Source organism: Streptomyces sp. NPDC019531 (assembly GCF_044903305.1).
GTDB lineage: Bacteria > Actinomycetota > Actinomycetes > Streptomycetales > Streptomycetaceae > Streptomyces.
Genome location: NZ_JBJDQL010000038.1, coordinates 49,008 through 65,128, shown reverse-complemented (window position 1 = coordinate 65,128; position 16,121 = coordinate 49,008). Strand labels below are relative to the sequence as shown.

Annotated in this window: 10 protein-coding genes and 1 pseudogene; 6 read left to right on the top strand and 5 right to left on the bottom strand. The window is 71.8% G+C overall.

The features are described 5' to 3' along the window. The first annotated feature begins 20 nt into the window (after positions 1 to 20). On the top strand, positions 21 to 887 hold the full coding sequence (locus tag ACI2L1_RS33745) for a fructosamine kinase family protein (protein WP_404743223.1): 867 nt from the start codon (positions 21 to 23) through the stop codon (positions 885 to 887). A 235-nt stretch (positions 888 to 1,122) separates the two neighbouring features. Here ACI2L1_RS33745 and ACI2L1_RS33740 read toward each other — a convergent pair whose 3' ends face one another. Further along, on the bottom strand, positions 1,123 to 3,294 hold the full coding sequence (locus tag ACI2L1_RS33740; protein ID WP_404743222.1) for a hypothetical protein: 2,172 nt from the start codon (positions 3,292 to 3,294) through the stop codon (positions 1,123 to 1,125). Positions 3,295 to 3,355: 61 nt separating this feature from the next. Continuing rightward, positions 3,356 to 3,733 (bottom strand): DUF5997 family protein, encoded by a 378-nt coding sequence (locus ACI2L1_RS33735; protein ID WP_404743221.1) that lies wholly within the window; start codon positions 3,731 to 3,733, stop codon positions 3,356 to 3,358. A 58-nt stretch (positions 3,734 to 3,791) separates the two neighbouring features. Here ACI2L1_RS33735 and ACI2L1_RS33730 point away from each other — a divergent pair, with 58 nt between their 5' ends. Continuing rightward, entirely contained in the window at positions 3,792 to 4,577 is a 786-nt protein-coding gene (locus ACI2L1_RS33730; protein WP_404743220.1) for a LysR substrate-binding domain-containing protein, read from the top strand. 169 nt (positions 4,578 to 4,746) lie between these two features. Here the strand turns inward: ACI2L1_RS33730 and ACI2L1_RS33725 are convergent, their stop codons facing one another. Together ACI2L1_RS33725 and ACI2L1_RS33720 are read right to left on the bottom strand one after the other, a co-directional pair. Beyond that, positions 4,747 to 5,916, bottom strand: coding sequence for a GDSL-type esterase/lipase family protein (locus ACI2L1_RS33725; protein ID WP_404743219.1), 1,170 nt, complete (start codon positions 5,914 to 5,916; stop codon positions 4,747 to 4,749). A gap of 4 nt (positions 5,917 to 5,920) precedes the next feature. After that, positions 5,921 to 6,502 carry a TetR/AcrR family transcriptional regulator gene (locus ACI2L1_RS33720; RefSeq protein ID WP_404743218.1) on the bottom strand — a complete coding sequence of 194 codons (582 nt, stop codon included), beginning with the start codon at positions 6,500 to 6,502 and terminating at the stop codon, positions 5,921 to 5,923. A 70-nt stretch (positions 6,503 to 6,572) separates the two neighbouring features. On the opposite strand from ACI2L1_RS33720, the pseudogene ACI2L1_RS33715 reads away from it, so the two are divergent. Next, positions 6,573 to 7,069, top strand: a pseudogene (locus tag ACI2L1_RS33715) (FBP domain-containing protein). A gap of 32 nt (positions 7,070 to 7,101) precedes the next feature. Here the strand turns inward: ACI2L1_RS33715 and ACI2L1_RS33710 are convergent. After that, positions 7,102 to 9,906, bottom strand: coding sequence for a beta-L-arabinofuranosidase domain-containing protein (locus tag ACI2L1_RS33710; protein ID WP_404743217.1), 2,805 nt, complete (start codon positions 9,904 to 9,906; stop codon positions 7,102 to 7,104). Positions 9,907 to 10,131: 225 nt separating this feature from the next. Here ACI2L1_RS33710 and ACI2L1_RS33705 point away from each other — a divergent pair, with 225 nt between their 5' ends. From ACI2L1_RS33705 to ACI2L1_RS33695, 3 genes are all read left to right on the top strand, one after another. Next, a complete protein-coding gene (locus ACI2L1_RS33705; RefSeq protein WP_404743216.1) occupies positions 10,132 to 12,720 on the top strand; it encodes an ATP-binding protein in 2,589 nt (862 codons plus the stop codon). A 100-nt stretch (positions 12,721 to 12,820) separates the two neighbouring features. Continuing rightward, positions 12,821 to 14,236, top strand: coding sequence for an FAD-binding oxidoreductase (locus ACI2L1_RS33700; protein ID WP_404743215.1), 1,416 nt, complete (start codon positions 12,821 to 12,823; stop codon positions 14,234 to 14,236). 775 nt (positions 14,237 to 15,011) lie between these two features. Further along, complete coding sequence (locus ACI2L1_RS33695; RefSeq protein ID WP_404743214.1) at positions 15,012 to 16,046, top strand: lactonase family protein; 1,035 nt, start codon at positions 15,012 to 15,014, stop codon at positions 16,044 to 16,046. The last annotated feature ends 75 nt before the right edge of the window (positions 16,047 to 16,121 follow it).

The window sequence follows — 16,121 nt, the reverse complement described above, 5'->3', positions numbered from 1 at the left end:
GAAGGAGCAGGGAGGCCCAGGTGTACGACGACGGTGACGGACCGGGTGTGGCGGCGGCGCGGCTCACCGGCCGTACGGCGACCGCGGAGCGTCCGCTGTCCGGCGCGCTGGCCGAGGTCACCCTCGACGACGGCCGGGCGGTGATGGTCAAGCGTGCCGACACCCTTGAGGCGGCGAGAGCGGAGGCGGCGGGACTGCGCTGGCTGGCCGAGGCCGGGTCGGTCCGGGTGCCGACCGTGCACGGCCAGGACACCCACTGGCTGGTGACCGACCTGGTCCCACGGGGCCGCCCGAGCGGGAACGCGGCGGTCGAGCTGGGCCGCGGCCTGGCCGCGCTGCACGCCACCGGTGCGCCCGCGTTCGGTGCCGGGCCGCCCGGAGGTCCACGGGAGGCGTACATCGGTCGAGCGCCGATGCGGAACGTCGAGGGCGCCGACTGGGCGGAGTGGTACGCCGAGCACCGGGTGCTGCCGTATCTGCGGCTCGCGGTGGACGGCGGCACGATCGACGGGGGTGAGGCTCCCGTCATCGAGCGGCTCTGCGGGCGGCTGCCCGGCCTCGCGGGCCCCGCCGAACCGCCCTCGCGACTCCACGGAGACCTCTGGAACGGCAACATCCTCTGGGGCGCCGACGGTGACGCCTGGCTGATCGACCCGGCCGCGCACGGCGGCCATCGCGAGACCGACCTCGCGATGCTGCACCTCTTCGGCTGCCCGCACCTGGACGAGGTGCTGCGCGGCTACGAGCGCACGGCACCGCTCGCCGACGGCTGGGCCGACCGCATCGGCCTGCACCAGCTCTTCCCGCTGCTGGTGCACGCCGTGCTGTTCGGACGGGGGTACGCGGAACAGGCGCTCAGCACGGCGAAGGCGGCCCTGGAGCGGTGAGTGCACCGGTCCGGGGCCGCCTGGGCGCGTGACGTCGTGGGCGAGGAGAGCGAAGGGGCTGGAGCTTAGGAGGCCCGGTTTCGAAACCGGATAGAAGGAAGCCCCTTCATGGCCTCGCTGTCAGTGTCACGTCGTGGGCGAGGAGAGCGGAAAGGCTGGAGATCCGAGCCCCATGGGGGCTCATCGAATGGAGAAGGAAGCCCTTCCATGGCCTCGCCAGGACGAACGCTAGCAGTCACTCGGGGATCAGGTCGCGCAGATTTTCCGGGGTGATGACCACCGAGTCCGGGTGCAGCCCCTCGGGCCGCTCCAGACCGATGTAGGTCACGGGCCCGTCCGGGACCGACTCGGCGTCCCAAGTCGCCACGTCCGTACCGCTGTTCGCCATCAGCTCGGTCAGATACCCGACCGTGAGCTGCTCGCGCTCGACGATGCCGCGCAGCAGCGTGGCCACCGACACCTGGTTGCCCTCGACGCGGTTGTACGCCGGATGCCCCTTCAGATACAGGTGCAGCCACTTGGCGTGCCAACTCCCGTCCTCCGCACGCCGGAACGCCAGCGGCAGCGCCACCCGGCCGGGACCGCGCAGCTCCGACTTCATCCGCACGGTACGCGGTTCGAAGGGCCGCCCCTGCTGCTCCGCCTCGCGCAGCATGAACCCGAAGAACGACTCCTCGGCGTCCTCGAACTTCTCCCCGGAGTAGACGTTGACCTGCGGGACGATGTACGTGCCCCGCACCGCACCGAGCCGCAGGTTGATGAACTCCGAGGCCCCGTCGGGAGCGTTGGTGATGTCGCCGGAGTGCTCGCCCTCCACCTCGGTGAGATTGGTGTACGACAGCCACGACACCGTGTCGTACCGCGCGTCCAGCAGCAGCGCCGACAGGTCGTAGTCGGTGATGCGCTGCTTCTGCTTCCAGTACACGAAGAACCGCAGCAGCTCCCCTTCGACCGGCGAGACGGAGCCGCGGGGCAGCACACCGAGCCCGGCCGCGGTCGCCCGCCCGCTGAGCGGCAGCGCCACGTCGAGCATGTCCGGGTCGACCAACAGCCGCTCCGGGACCGGGAGTCGACGACCCACCTCCGCGTCCAGCGCGGCGATCAGCCGTTTGCGGTCCGCCTCCGGTACGACGGCACGCGTGTCGTCGGCGACATGCGCGCGGCCGGCCCGGTTGATGAACACCCGCTGCCTGCCCGTCTCTTCGGCCCGGTTGTGCAGGTACTCACGCACCGACAGCACGACCCGCCCGGAGACCTCCGGCGCGACCTCCTCTGCGGCGGCCACCACGGCGTCCCGCTCCTCCTGTGTGGCGGCGGAACGCAGCAGCCGGTCCAGCGCGCGGAAGAGCCTGCCGGGCGCGGACCTGAGCAGCTCCGCCGCCCCGGTCACGTCGTCCGCGCCGAGCAGCGCCTCGACCCGGGCGTCGAAGGTGTGCGCCTTCTTCTCGCCCCGGGCGACGGCGAACACCTCGGCGGCGTGCGGCCATTGCGGGTACTCATGCGGGTGGAGACGCTCGCCGAGCCGCTTGAACGCCTCACGGTGGGTGAGGACGTCGGCGAGCTTCGCCGGGGCCGCCGCGACGACCGAGTCGAGCCCCGCGAGCAGGGCCCGGCGTACCGGCCGCGACAGCGCCCGGAACCGTGTCCGCTCCTGAAGGGACACGTCCCCGCCCGACAACGCGCAGGCCAGCCGCAGCACATCGGTGACGGTGTCGAGGAGCAGGACCGAACCCGCCTTCAGCCGGGCCTCGTTGACCACCGCGCGGTTCTCCCGCACCGGGATCGTCTCCGGCTGGGGGCCGTCCGCGCAGTGCTCGGCGAGGACCTTGAGGTCGGCCAGGTGCTCCTCGCCGAGCGGCGTGGTGCTGCCGGCCAGCGCCAGGTAGAGGGCGGTTACCTCGTCGGCCGGCGTGCCGCCCAGGTGCAGGACGGTCAGCCGGTCGCCGAGCGCGGCGGTCAGCTCGTCATGGGCGGCGAGCATCTCGTCGTACGTGTGCCGGTAGTTGCCGTACGAAGGCAGCGTGAGCAGGTTGATCACGCCGTCGCGGAGCTGGGCGAGGACGCCCGGGCGGGCCTTGCGGTCCTCCAGCGCCTCGCGCACACAGCGCGTCCAGAACTCGAAGGTGTCCGGGACGTTCGCCGGGAAGTCCCTGAAGTAGACGTTGTGCTGCACATGGTCGCCGACCATCTCGCGCACGGTCTCCAGCGTGCGCACTGCGGTGTCAACGACCGTGCCCTCGGACAGCCCCGACAACCGCCTCAGCGCGTCCGCCGACAGCTTGAAGCCGACGGAGATCAGCGCGGCGTCGAACTGCCGCGCCGCGACGTCACCCTGCCCGACGGGGCCCGCGGGGGAGGGGAGGCGAAGGGTGTGCCGGATGACCAGGCGTTCCAGACGGTGGACCATGCCGGAATGGTCGCAGAGGTGTTCGACCCGGCGCACCGGAGTTTTCCGGCACGGGTCAGGACTACTGGCCCTGCTTCATCTCCTTGATGCGGGCCGACTCCTTGCGGACCTCCGCCTGTGTGGCGCGCTCCTTCTCCAGCCACTCGGGCTTGTCCTGCCGCAGCGCCTCGATCTGCTCGGTGGTCAGGGCCTCGGTGACTCCGCCGCGGGCGAGACCCGCGATGGAGACGCCCAGCCGGGCCGCGACGACCGGGCGGGGGTGCGGACCGTTCTGACGCAGGTCCTGCAGCCACTGGGGCGGGTTGGCCTGCAGTTCGTTCAGCTCGGCGCGCGAGACCACGCCCTCCTGGAACTCCGCGGGGGTGGCAGGGAGGTACACACCCAGCTTCTTCGCCGCGGTCGCGGGCTTCATCGTCTGGGCGGTCTGGTGCGACTTCATGGAGTCAAGACTATCGGCCGCGCACGAGACCTCCGACCACAGTGGGTAACCTTGCCGCGTGACAGACTCGCCAGAACCCCCCTCCTTCCGGCTCGCGTACGTCCCCGGGGTGACGCCCGCCAAGTGGGTGCGGATCTGGAACGAGCGTCTGCCGGACATCCCCCTGGAGCTGGTCCAGGTGTCCGCCGCCGAGGCCTCCGACGTGTTGCGTGACGGGGGCGCGGACGTGGGCTTCGTCCGGCTCCCGGTGGACCGTACGGTCTTCAGCGCGATCCCTCTCTACACCGAGACGACGGTCGTCGTGGTCCCCAAGGACCACGTGGTGACGGCGGCGGAGGAAGTGACCCTGGAGGACCTGGCCGACGAGGTCGTCCTGCACCCCCTCGACGACGTCATCGGCTGGGACCGGCCGCCCGGCGAACCGGCCTTCGAGCGCCCCGCCAGCACGGCGGACGCCGTCGAGCTCGTGGCGGCGAACATCGGCGTCCTGGTCGTCCCCCAGTCCCTGGCCCGCCTCCACCACCGCCGCGACCTCACCTACCGCCCGGTCACCGACGCCCCGGAATCCGGCGTGGCCCTCTCCTGGCGTGAGGACGCGACGACGGACATGGTCGAGGACTTCATCGGGATCGTCCGGGGACGGACGGTGAACAGCTCTCGGGGCCGCACCCAGCCGGAGCCCGAGCGCGGGCAACGGCCCGAGAAGGGCGGCGGCCGCAAGCCGGCGGGCGCCGGGAAGGGTGCGGCGCGGGGATCGTCCGGCGGGGCCAAGGGGTCCCGCGGCGGATCCGGCGGCTCCAAGGGCGCAGGTGTCCGACGGGGGAAGCCCAAGCGCAGGGGGTAGCTTCGCGATCGTCCGGGACGGACGGTGCGCCCCTCTCGGGGCCGCGCCCAGCCGGAGCCGGAGCGGGGGCTACGGCCCGAGAGGGGCGGCGGCGGGGATGGGCACGGCGTGGGGAACGTCCGGCGCGGTCAAGCGCAGGGGTAGCTTCACGGGAAGCCGCGCCACTACCTCAGTCGCTGGCGAACACCCCGTCGGCCCCGAAAGCCAGCCCCGCGAACCGTTGCCCCATCCGCCGATGCGTCGCGGCATCCGGGTGCAGGTCGTCCGGCAGCGGCAGCTCCTCCGCGTCGCCCTCGCCGTACAGCTCGCGGCCGTCCAGGTAGTGCAGGTTCGGGTCCTCGGCGGACCGCTGCCTCACGATCCGGGACAGCTCCTCGCGGATCACCTGAAGCGTCAGCTTCCCGCTTGTGCTCTCCGCCGGGTCGCCGAGTGTCCTGAACCGCAGCCTTCCCTCGCCGATCTCGCTGAAGTCGGGGAAGCAGGGCCCGGGAGTGTCCTCGTGGATGGGGCACAGGATCGGTGACACCACCAGCAGCGGCACATCCGGATGCCCTTCACGGACCGTGTCGAGGAAGCCGTGGACCGCAGGGCCGAACGCGCGCAGCCGCATCAGGTCGTGGTTGACGAGGTTGATGCCGATCTTGAGGCTGATCAGGTCGGCAGGTGTGTCCCGCATGGCCCGTGCGGTGAACGGATCGAGCAGCGCACCCCCGGCGAGCCCCAGGTTGATCAGCTCCACACCGCTCAGAGTCGCCGCGAACGCGGGCCAGATCGTCGTCGGGCTCGCCGCGTCGGAGCCGTGGCTGATGGAGCTCCCGTGATGCAGCCACACCCGGCGGTCACCGGAGGCCGCGGGCTCGACCGGCGCGTCGGTGCGCAGGGCGATCAGCTCGGTGGTCTCGTTGTGCGGCAGCCAGATCTCGACGTCCTTGGCCTCGCCGGACAGCCCGTCGAAACGGACGGTTCCGGGCGGCCCTGGCCGCACCTCGGATGTCCCCGCAGCCATGTCGATGGTGATGACACTGCCGCCGAACACACTGCCCTGCCCGGCCGGGCGCCCGTCCACGACCAGGTCGTACAGGCCGTCCGGCCGGGGCGGCGCACCCACGTAGGCACGCTTGGTCGGCAGTGTCTCCAGCTCCACCGCGGTGGCCCGGGTGCGGAAGACCAGCCGTACCCCGGAAGGCTGGGACTCGGCCATCGCCAACTGACTGTCGGTGTTCTGGGCGCGGGCCCGGGCGGGCAGCCGGTGCGGCAGCACCCCGTGCTCGGTGTGCTCCACGTCGAGGGCGCCGCGCAGCAGCTCGGCGGTGATGGCGGTGGTGATCCAGTCGGGCATGTCCTCAGCCTGTCGATCGAGCGGTGGGCCAGTTGCGCAGCAGTGTGTCGAGGGCGTCCAGGATCCGGTTCCAGGACTCCTCGGAGTCGGGGGAGCTGTGGCTGAACCCGCCTGCCCCCTCCAGGCTCGCGTAGCCGTGGAAGGTGCTGCCCAGCAGGCGTACGGCATGGGTCTGGTCCGGTTCGGGCAGGTCGTAGCCGCGCAGGATCGCCCGCATCATCTGCGCGTGCCGTACGCCCGCGCTGGCGGCCGCGGTCTCGGGGTCGAGCCTGAGCCGGGCCGCGGTGGCACGGCCGGGGTGTGTGTGGGCGTAGTCGCGGTAAGTGTTGGCGAAGGCGGTCAGGGCGTCCTTGCCGGCCCGTCCGGCCACCGCGTCCGCGGACAGATCGGCGAGCTCCTCCAGCGCGAACAGGGCGATACGGGTCCTGAGGTCCTGGGAGTTCTTCACGTGCGAGTACAGGCTCGCGACCTTGACGTCGAAGCGCCGGGCGAGCTCCGAGACGGTGACGTGCTCGAAGCCCACCTCGTCGGCCAGCTCCGCGCCCGCCCGAACCAGTCGTTCCGTGGTCAGCCCCACTCGTGCCATAACCGTCCTCCCGTATGCCAGAACCAATTATGCGTTTGCCTAAAGCTATTAGGCAAACTAGCGTGAGCTTATGGAACCGCTGACCGAACAAGAGATCCGTACCGCCTTCGTGAACTGCACCAAGGGCGAGGCCAAGCGGTTGTCCGTGCCCCGCGACCTGGCCGACCGGCCGTGGGAGGACCTGGACTACCTCGGCTGGCGCGACCCGCAGCCCCCGACCGCGCCTACCTCGTGACCGTTCTGGACGACCGCCCGACGGCCCTCGCGCTGCGCGCCTCCGCCGCCGGCTCCTCGCAGACCCGCAAGAGCATGTGCTCGATGTGCCTGACCACCCACACCGGCGGGGTCTCCCTGATGGTCGCGCGGAGGGCGGGCAAGGCCGGGCAGCAGGGCAACTCGGTCGGCGCCTACATGTGCGACGACCTCGCGTGCTCGCTGTATGTGCGGGGCAAGAGGGGCGCGGGCGCCGGTGCACGGCTGCACGAGACGCTCACCCTGGACGAGAAGATCCGGCGCACGGTGACGAACCTCGCCGCCTTCGTCGCCAAGGTGACGGGCGCCGTGTAAGGCGCCCGCGCCCTCGGGGAGTTCGCCCGATCTCAGGAGACGTACGTCGCCTGCTGTGCCGTGGCCACCACCGTCCGGCCGTCCGCCTGGCCGAGCAGCCCTGCCGCCACCCAGGAGCTCACCGTCGACCGCACCTTGGTGACGAGCGCGCTCTTCGTCGCGAAGGGCGCCCCCGCCCAGATCTCGTCGAGCAGCGAAGTGCCGCCGGACTTCACGGGGTTGACCACACCGGAGTCGAGCTTGCCGAAGACGACCTTGGGTTCCGAGCGCCGGAAGTAGGCGTGCGTCGGGTCCTCGGTCCCTTCGAAGAAGGGCGCGAACTCGGTGCCGTTCAGCGTGTGGTGGAGGGGCTTCCCGCTCACCGGGGTCAGCGTCGGCAGCAGATCGCCCGAGAGGGCCGCGTTGGCGTACAGCCCGAACGAGAGGTAACTGGTCGCCGAGTTGCGGGCGACCAGGTTCACCGGGCCGTAGAACAGGGTCTGCAACGTCGGGTCGTCCAAGGCCTTCTCGACCCGCAGCCGGAACGGTACGGAGACACGGACGACGTCTCCGGCCCGCCAGGTCCGCGACACCGTGAAGTACGACCCGGCGACCGGAGTCCCGCGCACCGTACTGCCGTTGACGGTCACCTTGAAGCCCGCGGTGGCCCACGACGGCACCCGCAGCTTCAGTCCGAAGGCCGCGGAGCGCCCGCCGAAGGTGAGCGTGGTGCCCTGCTCGCTCGGATAGCTCGTCGTCTGAGTGACCGTCACTCCCTTCTCGGCCCAGGTGAGTTGAGAGGGGCTGTAGAGATTGACGTACAGCGCGCTGCCATCGGCGGCCTTGAAGTACACCGAGTCCTGGTACTTGGTGGCGCTCTCCATGCCCGTGCCCTCGCAGCAGGTGGTGCCCTGCTTCGGCGTGTAGTCCCGGACATGACCGGGCGTCAGCCCGATGAAGTACGTGACGAGAGGCTTCTCCGCGTCGGCCTTGTCCTGCTTGGAACCGAGCACCTGGTTGTAGAGGGCCCGCTCGTAGTAGTCCATGTACTTCGGGGACTGCTCGTGGAAGAACAGTGTCCGGCTCAGCTTCAGCATGTTGTACGCGCAACACGTCTCCGCCGTCGCGTCGCCGATCGTGCCCGCGATCACCCCGGAGGCCTTCCAGAACTCCCCGGTGCTGGTGCCGCCGATGCCGTACATCCGGACCGGGACGACCATGCCCCAGAAGTTCTTCGCGGCGGAGAGGTACCGTGCCTCGCCCGTCGCGTCGTACAACCGCAGCAGACCGGTGAAGATCGGGATGTGCTGGTTGGCGTGCAGCCCGTTCAGCGTGTCGGTGTTCGCCGCGCACGCGTCGATCAGCTTGTCCAGGTCGAACAGGCGGGCCAGCGCGAGGTGTTCGGCCTTCCCGGTGTACGCGTGCAGGTCGACGATCGCCTCGACGATGCCGCCGAACTCCCCGCTGGAGAAGATGCCCCACATCCGCTGCAGCGTCGCCTCGGGGAGCACGGACAGCCGGGAGTACATCCAGTCGCCCATGCCCGACGCGAGATCCAGCGCCCGGGCGTCGTCCGTGGCCGCGTACGCGTCCAGCAGACCCCGGAGGATCTTGTGCGCGGTGTAGTAGGGCGCCCACACCCTGCTGTAGTCGCTGGAGGTCATCGACTCCAGCTGGATGAACTGCGTCTCCGGGTACGCGGCCAGGAACCCTGGGTGACTGGGGCCGCCCCAGGTCCGGCGCAGCGTCGCGGTGAGGCCGCGGCCGGAGGCGTCGGCGAAGGCGCCGCCGGTGGTCTCGGAGAAGTCGTACGACGCCAGGTCGCCGCGTCCGGCGGAGGTGCCGGAGGCAGAGTTGGACTGGAGGTCGGTGATCTCGGCGGAGGTCAGGGCCCGGGACCAGACGTTGAACTCGTCGTAGGCGCCCGCGAACACGGGATCGCCGGAGTAGTTGGAGCGGCCCAGCCAGTTGTTGCCGAGCGTGCCGAGTGCCGCCGGGTTGAGGTTCATCGCGGTGTTCGTCGCCACGGCCGTGCCGTTGACGTACAGCGTGCCGGTCGTGCCGGAGATCGTGACCGCCAGGTGGCTCCACTGGTTCAGCGGCAGCGCGGCGGTGCCGTTGAGACCCTGTTCGCCACCCGCCCCGCTGCTGGTGATGGCGAAGCGAGGGACGCCCGAGCTGTTGCGGGCGGCCAGGTACAGGTACGTGGTGGTGTCGTTGCCGAAGTCGAAGACCCGGCCCCAGTTGCCGTCGTGGGTGGGTCTGACCCACGCCGACAGGGTGATCGCCGAGGCGCCGCCGAGGACGGCCGACGGCAGGTCGACGTACTGGTAGGAGCCGCGCACGTTCTCCTGGGCGGTGCCGAACTTCCCGGCCGCGGAGAGGATCTTCGGGTCGGTGCGCAGGGCCGCGCGCACCTCGGTCAGGGCGCCGACCATGGTCGCGATCCTGTCGGCGAACACCTGCTCGCCGGTGCCCGCGTACGCCTGCGACAGCATGGTCAGGAAGTGCCCGGTGTAGTGGCCGCGCAGATTGCCGTTGGCCTCCCCGTCCAGCCCCTCCCAGCCGCCGGGGGCGACCGCGCCGCCCGTGGGCAGACCGGCGTTGGCACGGAAGACCTGGAGCAGCCGGTTCACGTCGTAGCCGCGGGCATGGTCGAGCATGAGCTTGCGCTTGTCGGCGAACAGGCCTGAACCGAGGGCGACTTCACCGAGGGCGAAGGGCTGGGCGGTCCACACGGACGGTGCCTGCGAAACGGCGGCGACGGCCCTGCCGGTCGCCGCGTAGGTGATCGCGGGGGCCGCGGCCGCGAGGGCGGCGGCCTGGAGAAGGGATCGTCTGGAGAGGGGCGGTGCCATGTGTGCTCCTCCATCGGGGCGGGTGTTCGGTATGACGAACACCGTTCGGATCATCGGCCAGACGATAGGCAGGAGGCTGATGAGGGTCAATGGGCCTGGAGCGGTCAGTTCCGGTCGGATGTCCCGGACATCGAGGAGCCGCGATCCGGTCGGAGGCACCGCACTTGCCGGACGGGCGGTCGCGCACGAGCCCGTTCCGGCGCCCCCGGTGGCAGAATCGGCCCCGTGGATTGGGGGATCCTCGAGCGCGAGCCCGAGCTGGCGCGAATGGCCTCGGCCGCGCGGGAGGCGGCGGACGGGGCCGGATCCGTCGTGCTCGTCAACGGCGAGGCCGGCATCGGCAAGTCGAGCCTGGTGAAAGCCCTGCCGGAGCACCTTCCGGACGGCACCCGGGTGCTGGTCGGCGAATGCGACGACCTCGCCACCCGGCGCCCCCTCGGCCCCTTCCGCGATCTGATCGGCAGCGTGGACGGTGAACTCGCCGACGCCTTGACGGAGGGCGGAGACCGCCACCGCGTCCACGAGGCACTGCTCGAAGAACTACGCGGAGCGGTCCTGGTCGTCGAGGACGTCCACTGGGCCGACGAGGCCTCCCTGGACGCCCTGCGCTTCCTGGTTCGGAGGGTGGAGCGGCTGCCCGCCCTGCTCGTCCTGACCTACCGCGACGACGAGTTGAGCCGCGAACACCCCCTGCGTCACCTCCTCGGCCAGGTGTCCCGGGCATCCCGGGTGCACCGGCTGCCACTGGCCCGGCTGTCCCTGGACGCCGTACGCACCCTCAGCGCGGGCCGGGTCGACCCCGCCCAGGTGTACGCGGTCACGGGCGGCAACCCCTTCTTCGTCGCCGAGATCGTCGCGGCCGGGGGCACCGGCAAGGTGCCCCCGACCGTCGTCGACGCGGTGCTGGCCCGGCTCCGGGGGTTGTCCGGCGCCACCGTGGACGCCCTGGAGCAACTCGCCGTGATCCCCTCCGCCGTTGAACGCCCGCTGGTCGACGCACTGTTCACCGACGGGGTGACCGTCCTTGCCGCCGCCGAACAGGGCGGTCTGCTCACCGTCACCCCGGAACGGGTGGCGTTCCGGCATGAGTTGATCCGTCGGGCCGTCGCCGACTCCCTGCCAGCCACCCGCCGTATCGGCCTCGACCGGGCGGTTCTCGCGGCCCTCGTCGCCCGCCCGGGATCCGACGCCGCCCGTATCGTCCACCACGCGGCCCAGGCCGGAGACCGGGACGCCGTCGCCCGCTACGGCCCCGACGCGGCGCGCGACGCCTCCTCGGCCGGTGCCCACCGCGAGGCCGCCGCCCAACTCCGGCTCGTGCTGCGCGAACGGCACCGCTACGCCCCCGCCGAACTCGCCGATCTGCTCGAACGCTACGCCGTGGAGACCTACACCATCGCCGACTCGGCCGCCGCCGTCGCCGCGCAACGGGAGGCCGTCGCCCTGCGCCGCGCCCTCGGCGACACCCTCGCCCTCGGCGCCGACCTGCGCTGGCTGTCCCGCATCCACTGGTGGGCCGGCAACGCCGACCAGGCACAGGAGGCCGCCCGGGAGGCGGTGGCGGTCCTTGAACACGCGGGCGACGACCGGCTGTTGGCCCTCGCCGTCAGCAACACCGCCCAGCTGCGCATGCTGTCCGAGCGCTACGCCGAAGCCGTCGAACACGGCGAGCGTGCCATCGCCCTCGCCCGCAAGGCCGACGACCCCGCGATCCTCGCGCACGCCCTCAACAACGTCGGCACCGCCCGCTGGCGCTCCGGAGACCCCGGCGGCCGGGCCCAGTTGGAGGAGAGCCTCGATGTCGCGCTCGCCGCCGGCGAGGTCGAGCACGCCTGCCGCTCCTACGCCAACATCATCTGGACCCTGCTCGACAACCTCCAGTACGACGAGGCCGACGCGTTCCTGCCGCCGGCGATGGAACTGGCCGACCGCGCCGAGCACTTGGGCTTCCTGAACTACCTGCACGTCGAACTCGCCATGCGCAGGCTCGCCGCCGCCGACTGGGGAGACGCGGAGAAGCACGCCGAGTACGGCATGCACGACTTCGTCCCGGCCCGCTGTCCCGCCCTGACCGTCCTCGCCCGGGTCCGTGCCCGCTGCGGCCGCCCCGGCGTCGACGAACTCCTCACCGAGGCCTGGGACATCGCCGTAGGGACGAAGGAACTCCAGCGCATGGGACCGGTGGCGGTGGCACGGGCGGAGGCGGCCTGGCTGTGCGGAGACGTGAAGGGCGTGATCGAGGCCGCGGAGCCGGTCCACGCCCAGGCGAGCCGGCTGCCCGGCGCCCCGCACCGGCCCGAACTCGGCTACTGGCTCACCAAGGCGGGCCACCCCGTCCCACCCGACGACTCGGACCATCCGTACGCGTTGCAGGCGCGCGGGCAGTGGGCCCGGGCCGCCGCGCTCTGGCAGGCCGCGGGATGCCCCTACGAACAAGCCGCCGCGCTCGCCGAGAGCCCGGACCCCGCCGACAAACTGGCGGCCCTCGCCGCCTTCGACGCACTGGGCGCCGAGCCGGCCGCCCGGCTGCTGCGCGTCGAGCTACGGCGGCTCGGAGTGCGCCGCATCCCGCGCGGCCCCCTCGCGGCGACCCGCGAGAACCCCGCCGGGCTCACCGAACGCCAGCTCCAGGTCATCCGGTTGCTGGCCGAAGGGCTGACCAACGCGGAGATCGCCGCCCGGCTCGTCGTGTCGGTCCGCACGATCGACAACCATGTGCGGGCCGTACTCGACAAGGTCGACGCGCCGGGCCGACGACAGGCGGCCGTACGCGCGGCGGAGCTGGGACTGCTGCCCGACGGCTCGCAAACGTAGGTATCCCGGGGCGCCGAGCTGGGTGACCGTCACGGATGTCCGCTTCCGTGCGACGCGAGTAGAACGGGCGAATCGACCCGATTCGAAAACGGGGGACTGTATGTCCAGCACACCAGCCCACGCCGCCCGCCGGGAACTGACGGCGTTCACCGGAGAGTTGATCGGCCCCGAGGACACCGGCTACCAGGAGGCCCGTACCGTCTACAACGCGATGATCGACAAACGCCCCGCCCTCGTCGCCCGCTGTGCCGACGCGGACGCGGTGGCCCGCACGATCGGCTTCGCCCGCGCCCACAGCCTGCCGCTCGCGGTGCGGGGCGGCGGCCACCACGGCGCCGGGCTCGGCACCGTCGACGGGGGAGTGGTCGCCGACCTGTCACCCCTGAAGGACGTCCAGGTCGACCCCGAGGCCCGTACCGTGCGGGTCGGCGGCGGCTGCGTCTGGGGCGAGGTGGACCGCGCCACCAACGCGCACGGCCTGGCCACGCCCAGCGGCATCGTCTCCACGACCGGCGTCGGCGGCATCACCACCGGCGGCGGGCTCGGTCATCTGACCCGCAGGTGCGGGCTGACCATCGACAACCTGCTGGAGGCCGACGTCGTCCTCGCCGACGGCCGCAAGGTGCGGGCGAGCGCCGACGAGAACAGCGACCTGTTCTGGGCGATCCGGGGCGGCGGCGGCAACTTCGGTGTCGTGACCTCGTTCGTCTTCCGGCTGCACGAGATCAGCACGGTGATCGCCGGCCCGACCTTCTGGCCCGTCGAGGTGAGCGCCGAAGTGCTCTCCGCCTACCGGGACTTCATCCTGGACGCGCCCCGCGAGCTCGGCGGGTTCTTCCTGTACGGCACCGTCCCGCCGGCTCCGCCGTTCCCCGAGGAGATCCAGCTCCGCAAGACGGCGGGCGTGGTGTGGTGCTGGACGGGCGACGACACCGAGGCCGCCGCGCGTGCGATGGCCCCGCTGCTCGACGCTCTGCCGGAGCCGCTGCTGCACGCCCCCATGGCCATGCAGCACCCCGACCTCCAGTCCATGTTCGACGGGCTCTACCCGCCCGGCCACCAGTGGTACTGGCGGGCCGACTTCGTCGAGACCATCCCGGACGACGCGGTCCAGCTGCACGCCAAGTACGGCGCTGAGGTGCCGACCATGCAGTCGACCGTGCACCTCTACCCGATCGACGGCGCCGCCCACGACGTGGGCCAGGACGAGACCCCCTGGGCCTACCGCCACGCCAACTGGGCCTCCGTCTTCGCGGGCGTCGACCCGGACCCGGCCAACGCCGAGCTGATCAAGCGGTGGACCGTCGACTACTTCGACGCGCTGCACCCGTACTCGGCGGGCGGCGCCTACGTCAACATGATGATGGACGAGGGCCAGGAACGCGTCCGCGCCAGCTACCGCGGCAACTACGAGCGCCTCGCCCGCATCAAGGCGGACCGGGACCCGGAGAACGTGTTCCGGCTGAACCAGAACATCCAGCCGGCCCCGAAGCCCTCGTACGGGGCGCGGCCGTAGGGCGGGCTGGGGCCGGGGGACGGGTGCGAGTCGTGCCAGGCCGGCCCGGATCGTGTCGGGCCGGGGTCGGCTCCGAAGTCCGTCGGGCTGAGCTGTAGGTCGACTGCGGCCCGACACGGTTCACGACCCACCTCCCATGACCGGCCTCGGACGGTGACCGGTCCGAGGCCGTGCGCGGTCCGGGACCGGGCTCAGGGCGACATGCCCGGCTGCGGCGCAGAGCCCGCAGCCGCGCCCTGGGCGAACCGGCTCCCGGCCCGCACGGCTCGTGGACCGTGGCCTTCAGGCGGATCGGGCTGCGTTCCGCTGCCCGAGGAGCGCGGACACCGTGGCGCGCGGCAGCCGCGTGGCTCGGACCGCGTGGCCCTGCGGGGCGGACACCACCCGGTGCGCGCCCACCAACAGGACGAGTGCGTGGGAGAGTTCGGCGGTGAGGTTGATGCTCGGAAAGTAGACCGAGGCGTATCGCTGGGCGCGCAGCCGGGATGTCCGCCATCCGGACGGGTCGGCGTCCTCGGGCCGGCGTCGGGCTCCGGCCCGCCCACCGGGCGAGGCGACCGGTCTCCGGGCTGTGCTCTTCGAAGGGGTGGCCTGCGGGCTCTGGCGGAGCCGGCGGCACCGCTGCGCACGCCGTCCGGATCGCCGTTGGTGGGCGCCTGTCCCCGTGCCGCCGTGTCCGTGACGGCCCGGTGAATTTGACCGAGGATGGTCTAGACCGCTGGTGATCGACTGCTACCGTCGCCCCGAACGGCACACGACCGAGAGGGGACGACCGGTGGCAGACGGCGGCGAGCGGCGGCGACGGGCCTACATCGGGTCGTTCACGGCGGCCGGAGGCCCCGGCATCGTGACGGCGGCCGTGACCCCGGACACGGGTGCGCTGAAGGTGCTGGGTGCCCTGAACGGCGTACCCGATCCGTCGTATCTGGCCCTGTCGGCCCGCGGGGACATGGTGTACGCGGTCAGTGAGACGGCCGAGGGCGCGGTGGCCGCGTACCGGGTGACCGGCGACAGGCCCTCGCCGACCGGCCCGCCGGTGCCGGTGGACGGGAACGGGCCCACCCACCTCGCCGTGCACGCCGGACACGTCCTGACCGCCAACTACGGCTCCGGCAGCGTCACCGCCACGCCCCTGCGCGCCGACGGCTCCCTCGCCGACGCCCCCTCCGGCGTGCTCCGGCACGCCGGAGGGGGCCCGCACCCGTCCCGTCAGCAGGGCCCGCACGCCCACCAGGTGCAGCCCGACCCGAGCGGGCGGTGGATCGTCAGCGTCGACCTCGGCACGGACTCGGTACGGGTGTGCACCCTGACCGACGGCACGCTCGACGTGCACCGGGAGATCGCCCTGCGCCCCGGTTCCGGCCCGCGCCACCTGGCCTTCCACCCCGACGGCACCCGTGCCTACGTTCTCAATGAGCTCACCCCGACCGTCACAACATGCCGCTGGGACGCCGAGCAGGGCTCCCTGAAGCCCCTGAGCGAGGCCCATGTGCTCGCGGGCGCTCCCTCGGGCGACGCGTACCCGTCAGGCGTCGTCACGTCCCCCGACGGCCGCTTCGTATGGACCGCCACCCGCGGCGAGGACGTCCTGTCCACGTTCGCCGTCGAGGGCGACGCCCTGAGACTGGTCGGCACGGTGTTCTGCGGCGGCGAGTGGCCCAGGGCGCTCGCCCAGGCCGGCGGATTCCTGTACGTCGCGAACGAACGCTCCGGCGAGGTGAACTGGTTCGCCGTGGACCCGGACACGGGCCTGCCCCGCTACGAGGGCTCGATCGAGGTACCGGCCGCGTCCTGCGTGATCTTCGACTGAACCAAGTACCCCGACATGCCGAAGGGCCCGCTCCCATGCCTGGAGCGGGCCCTTTCGGCGTCGCGGGTCGCGCGG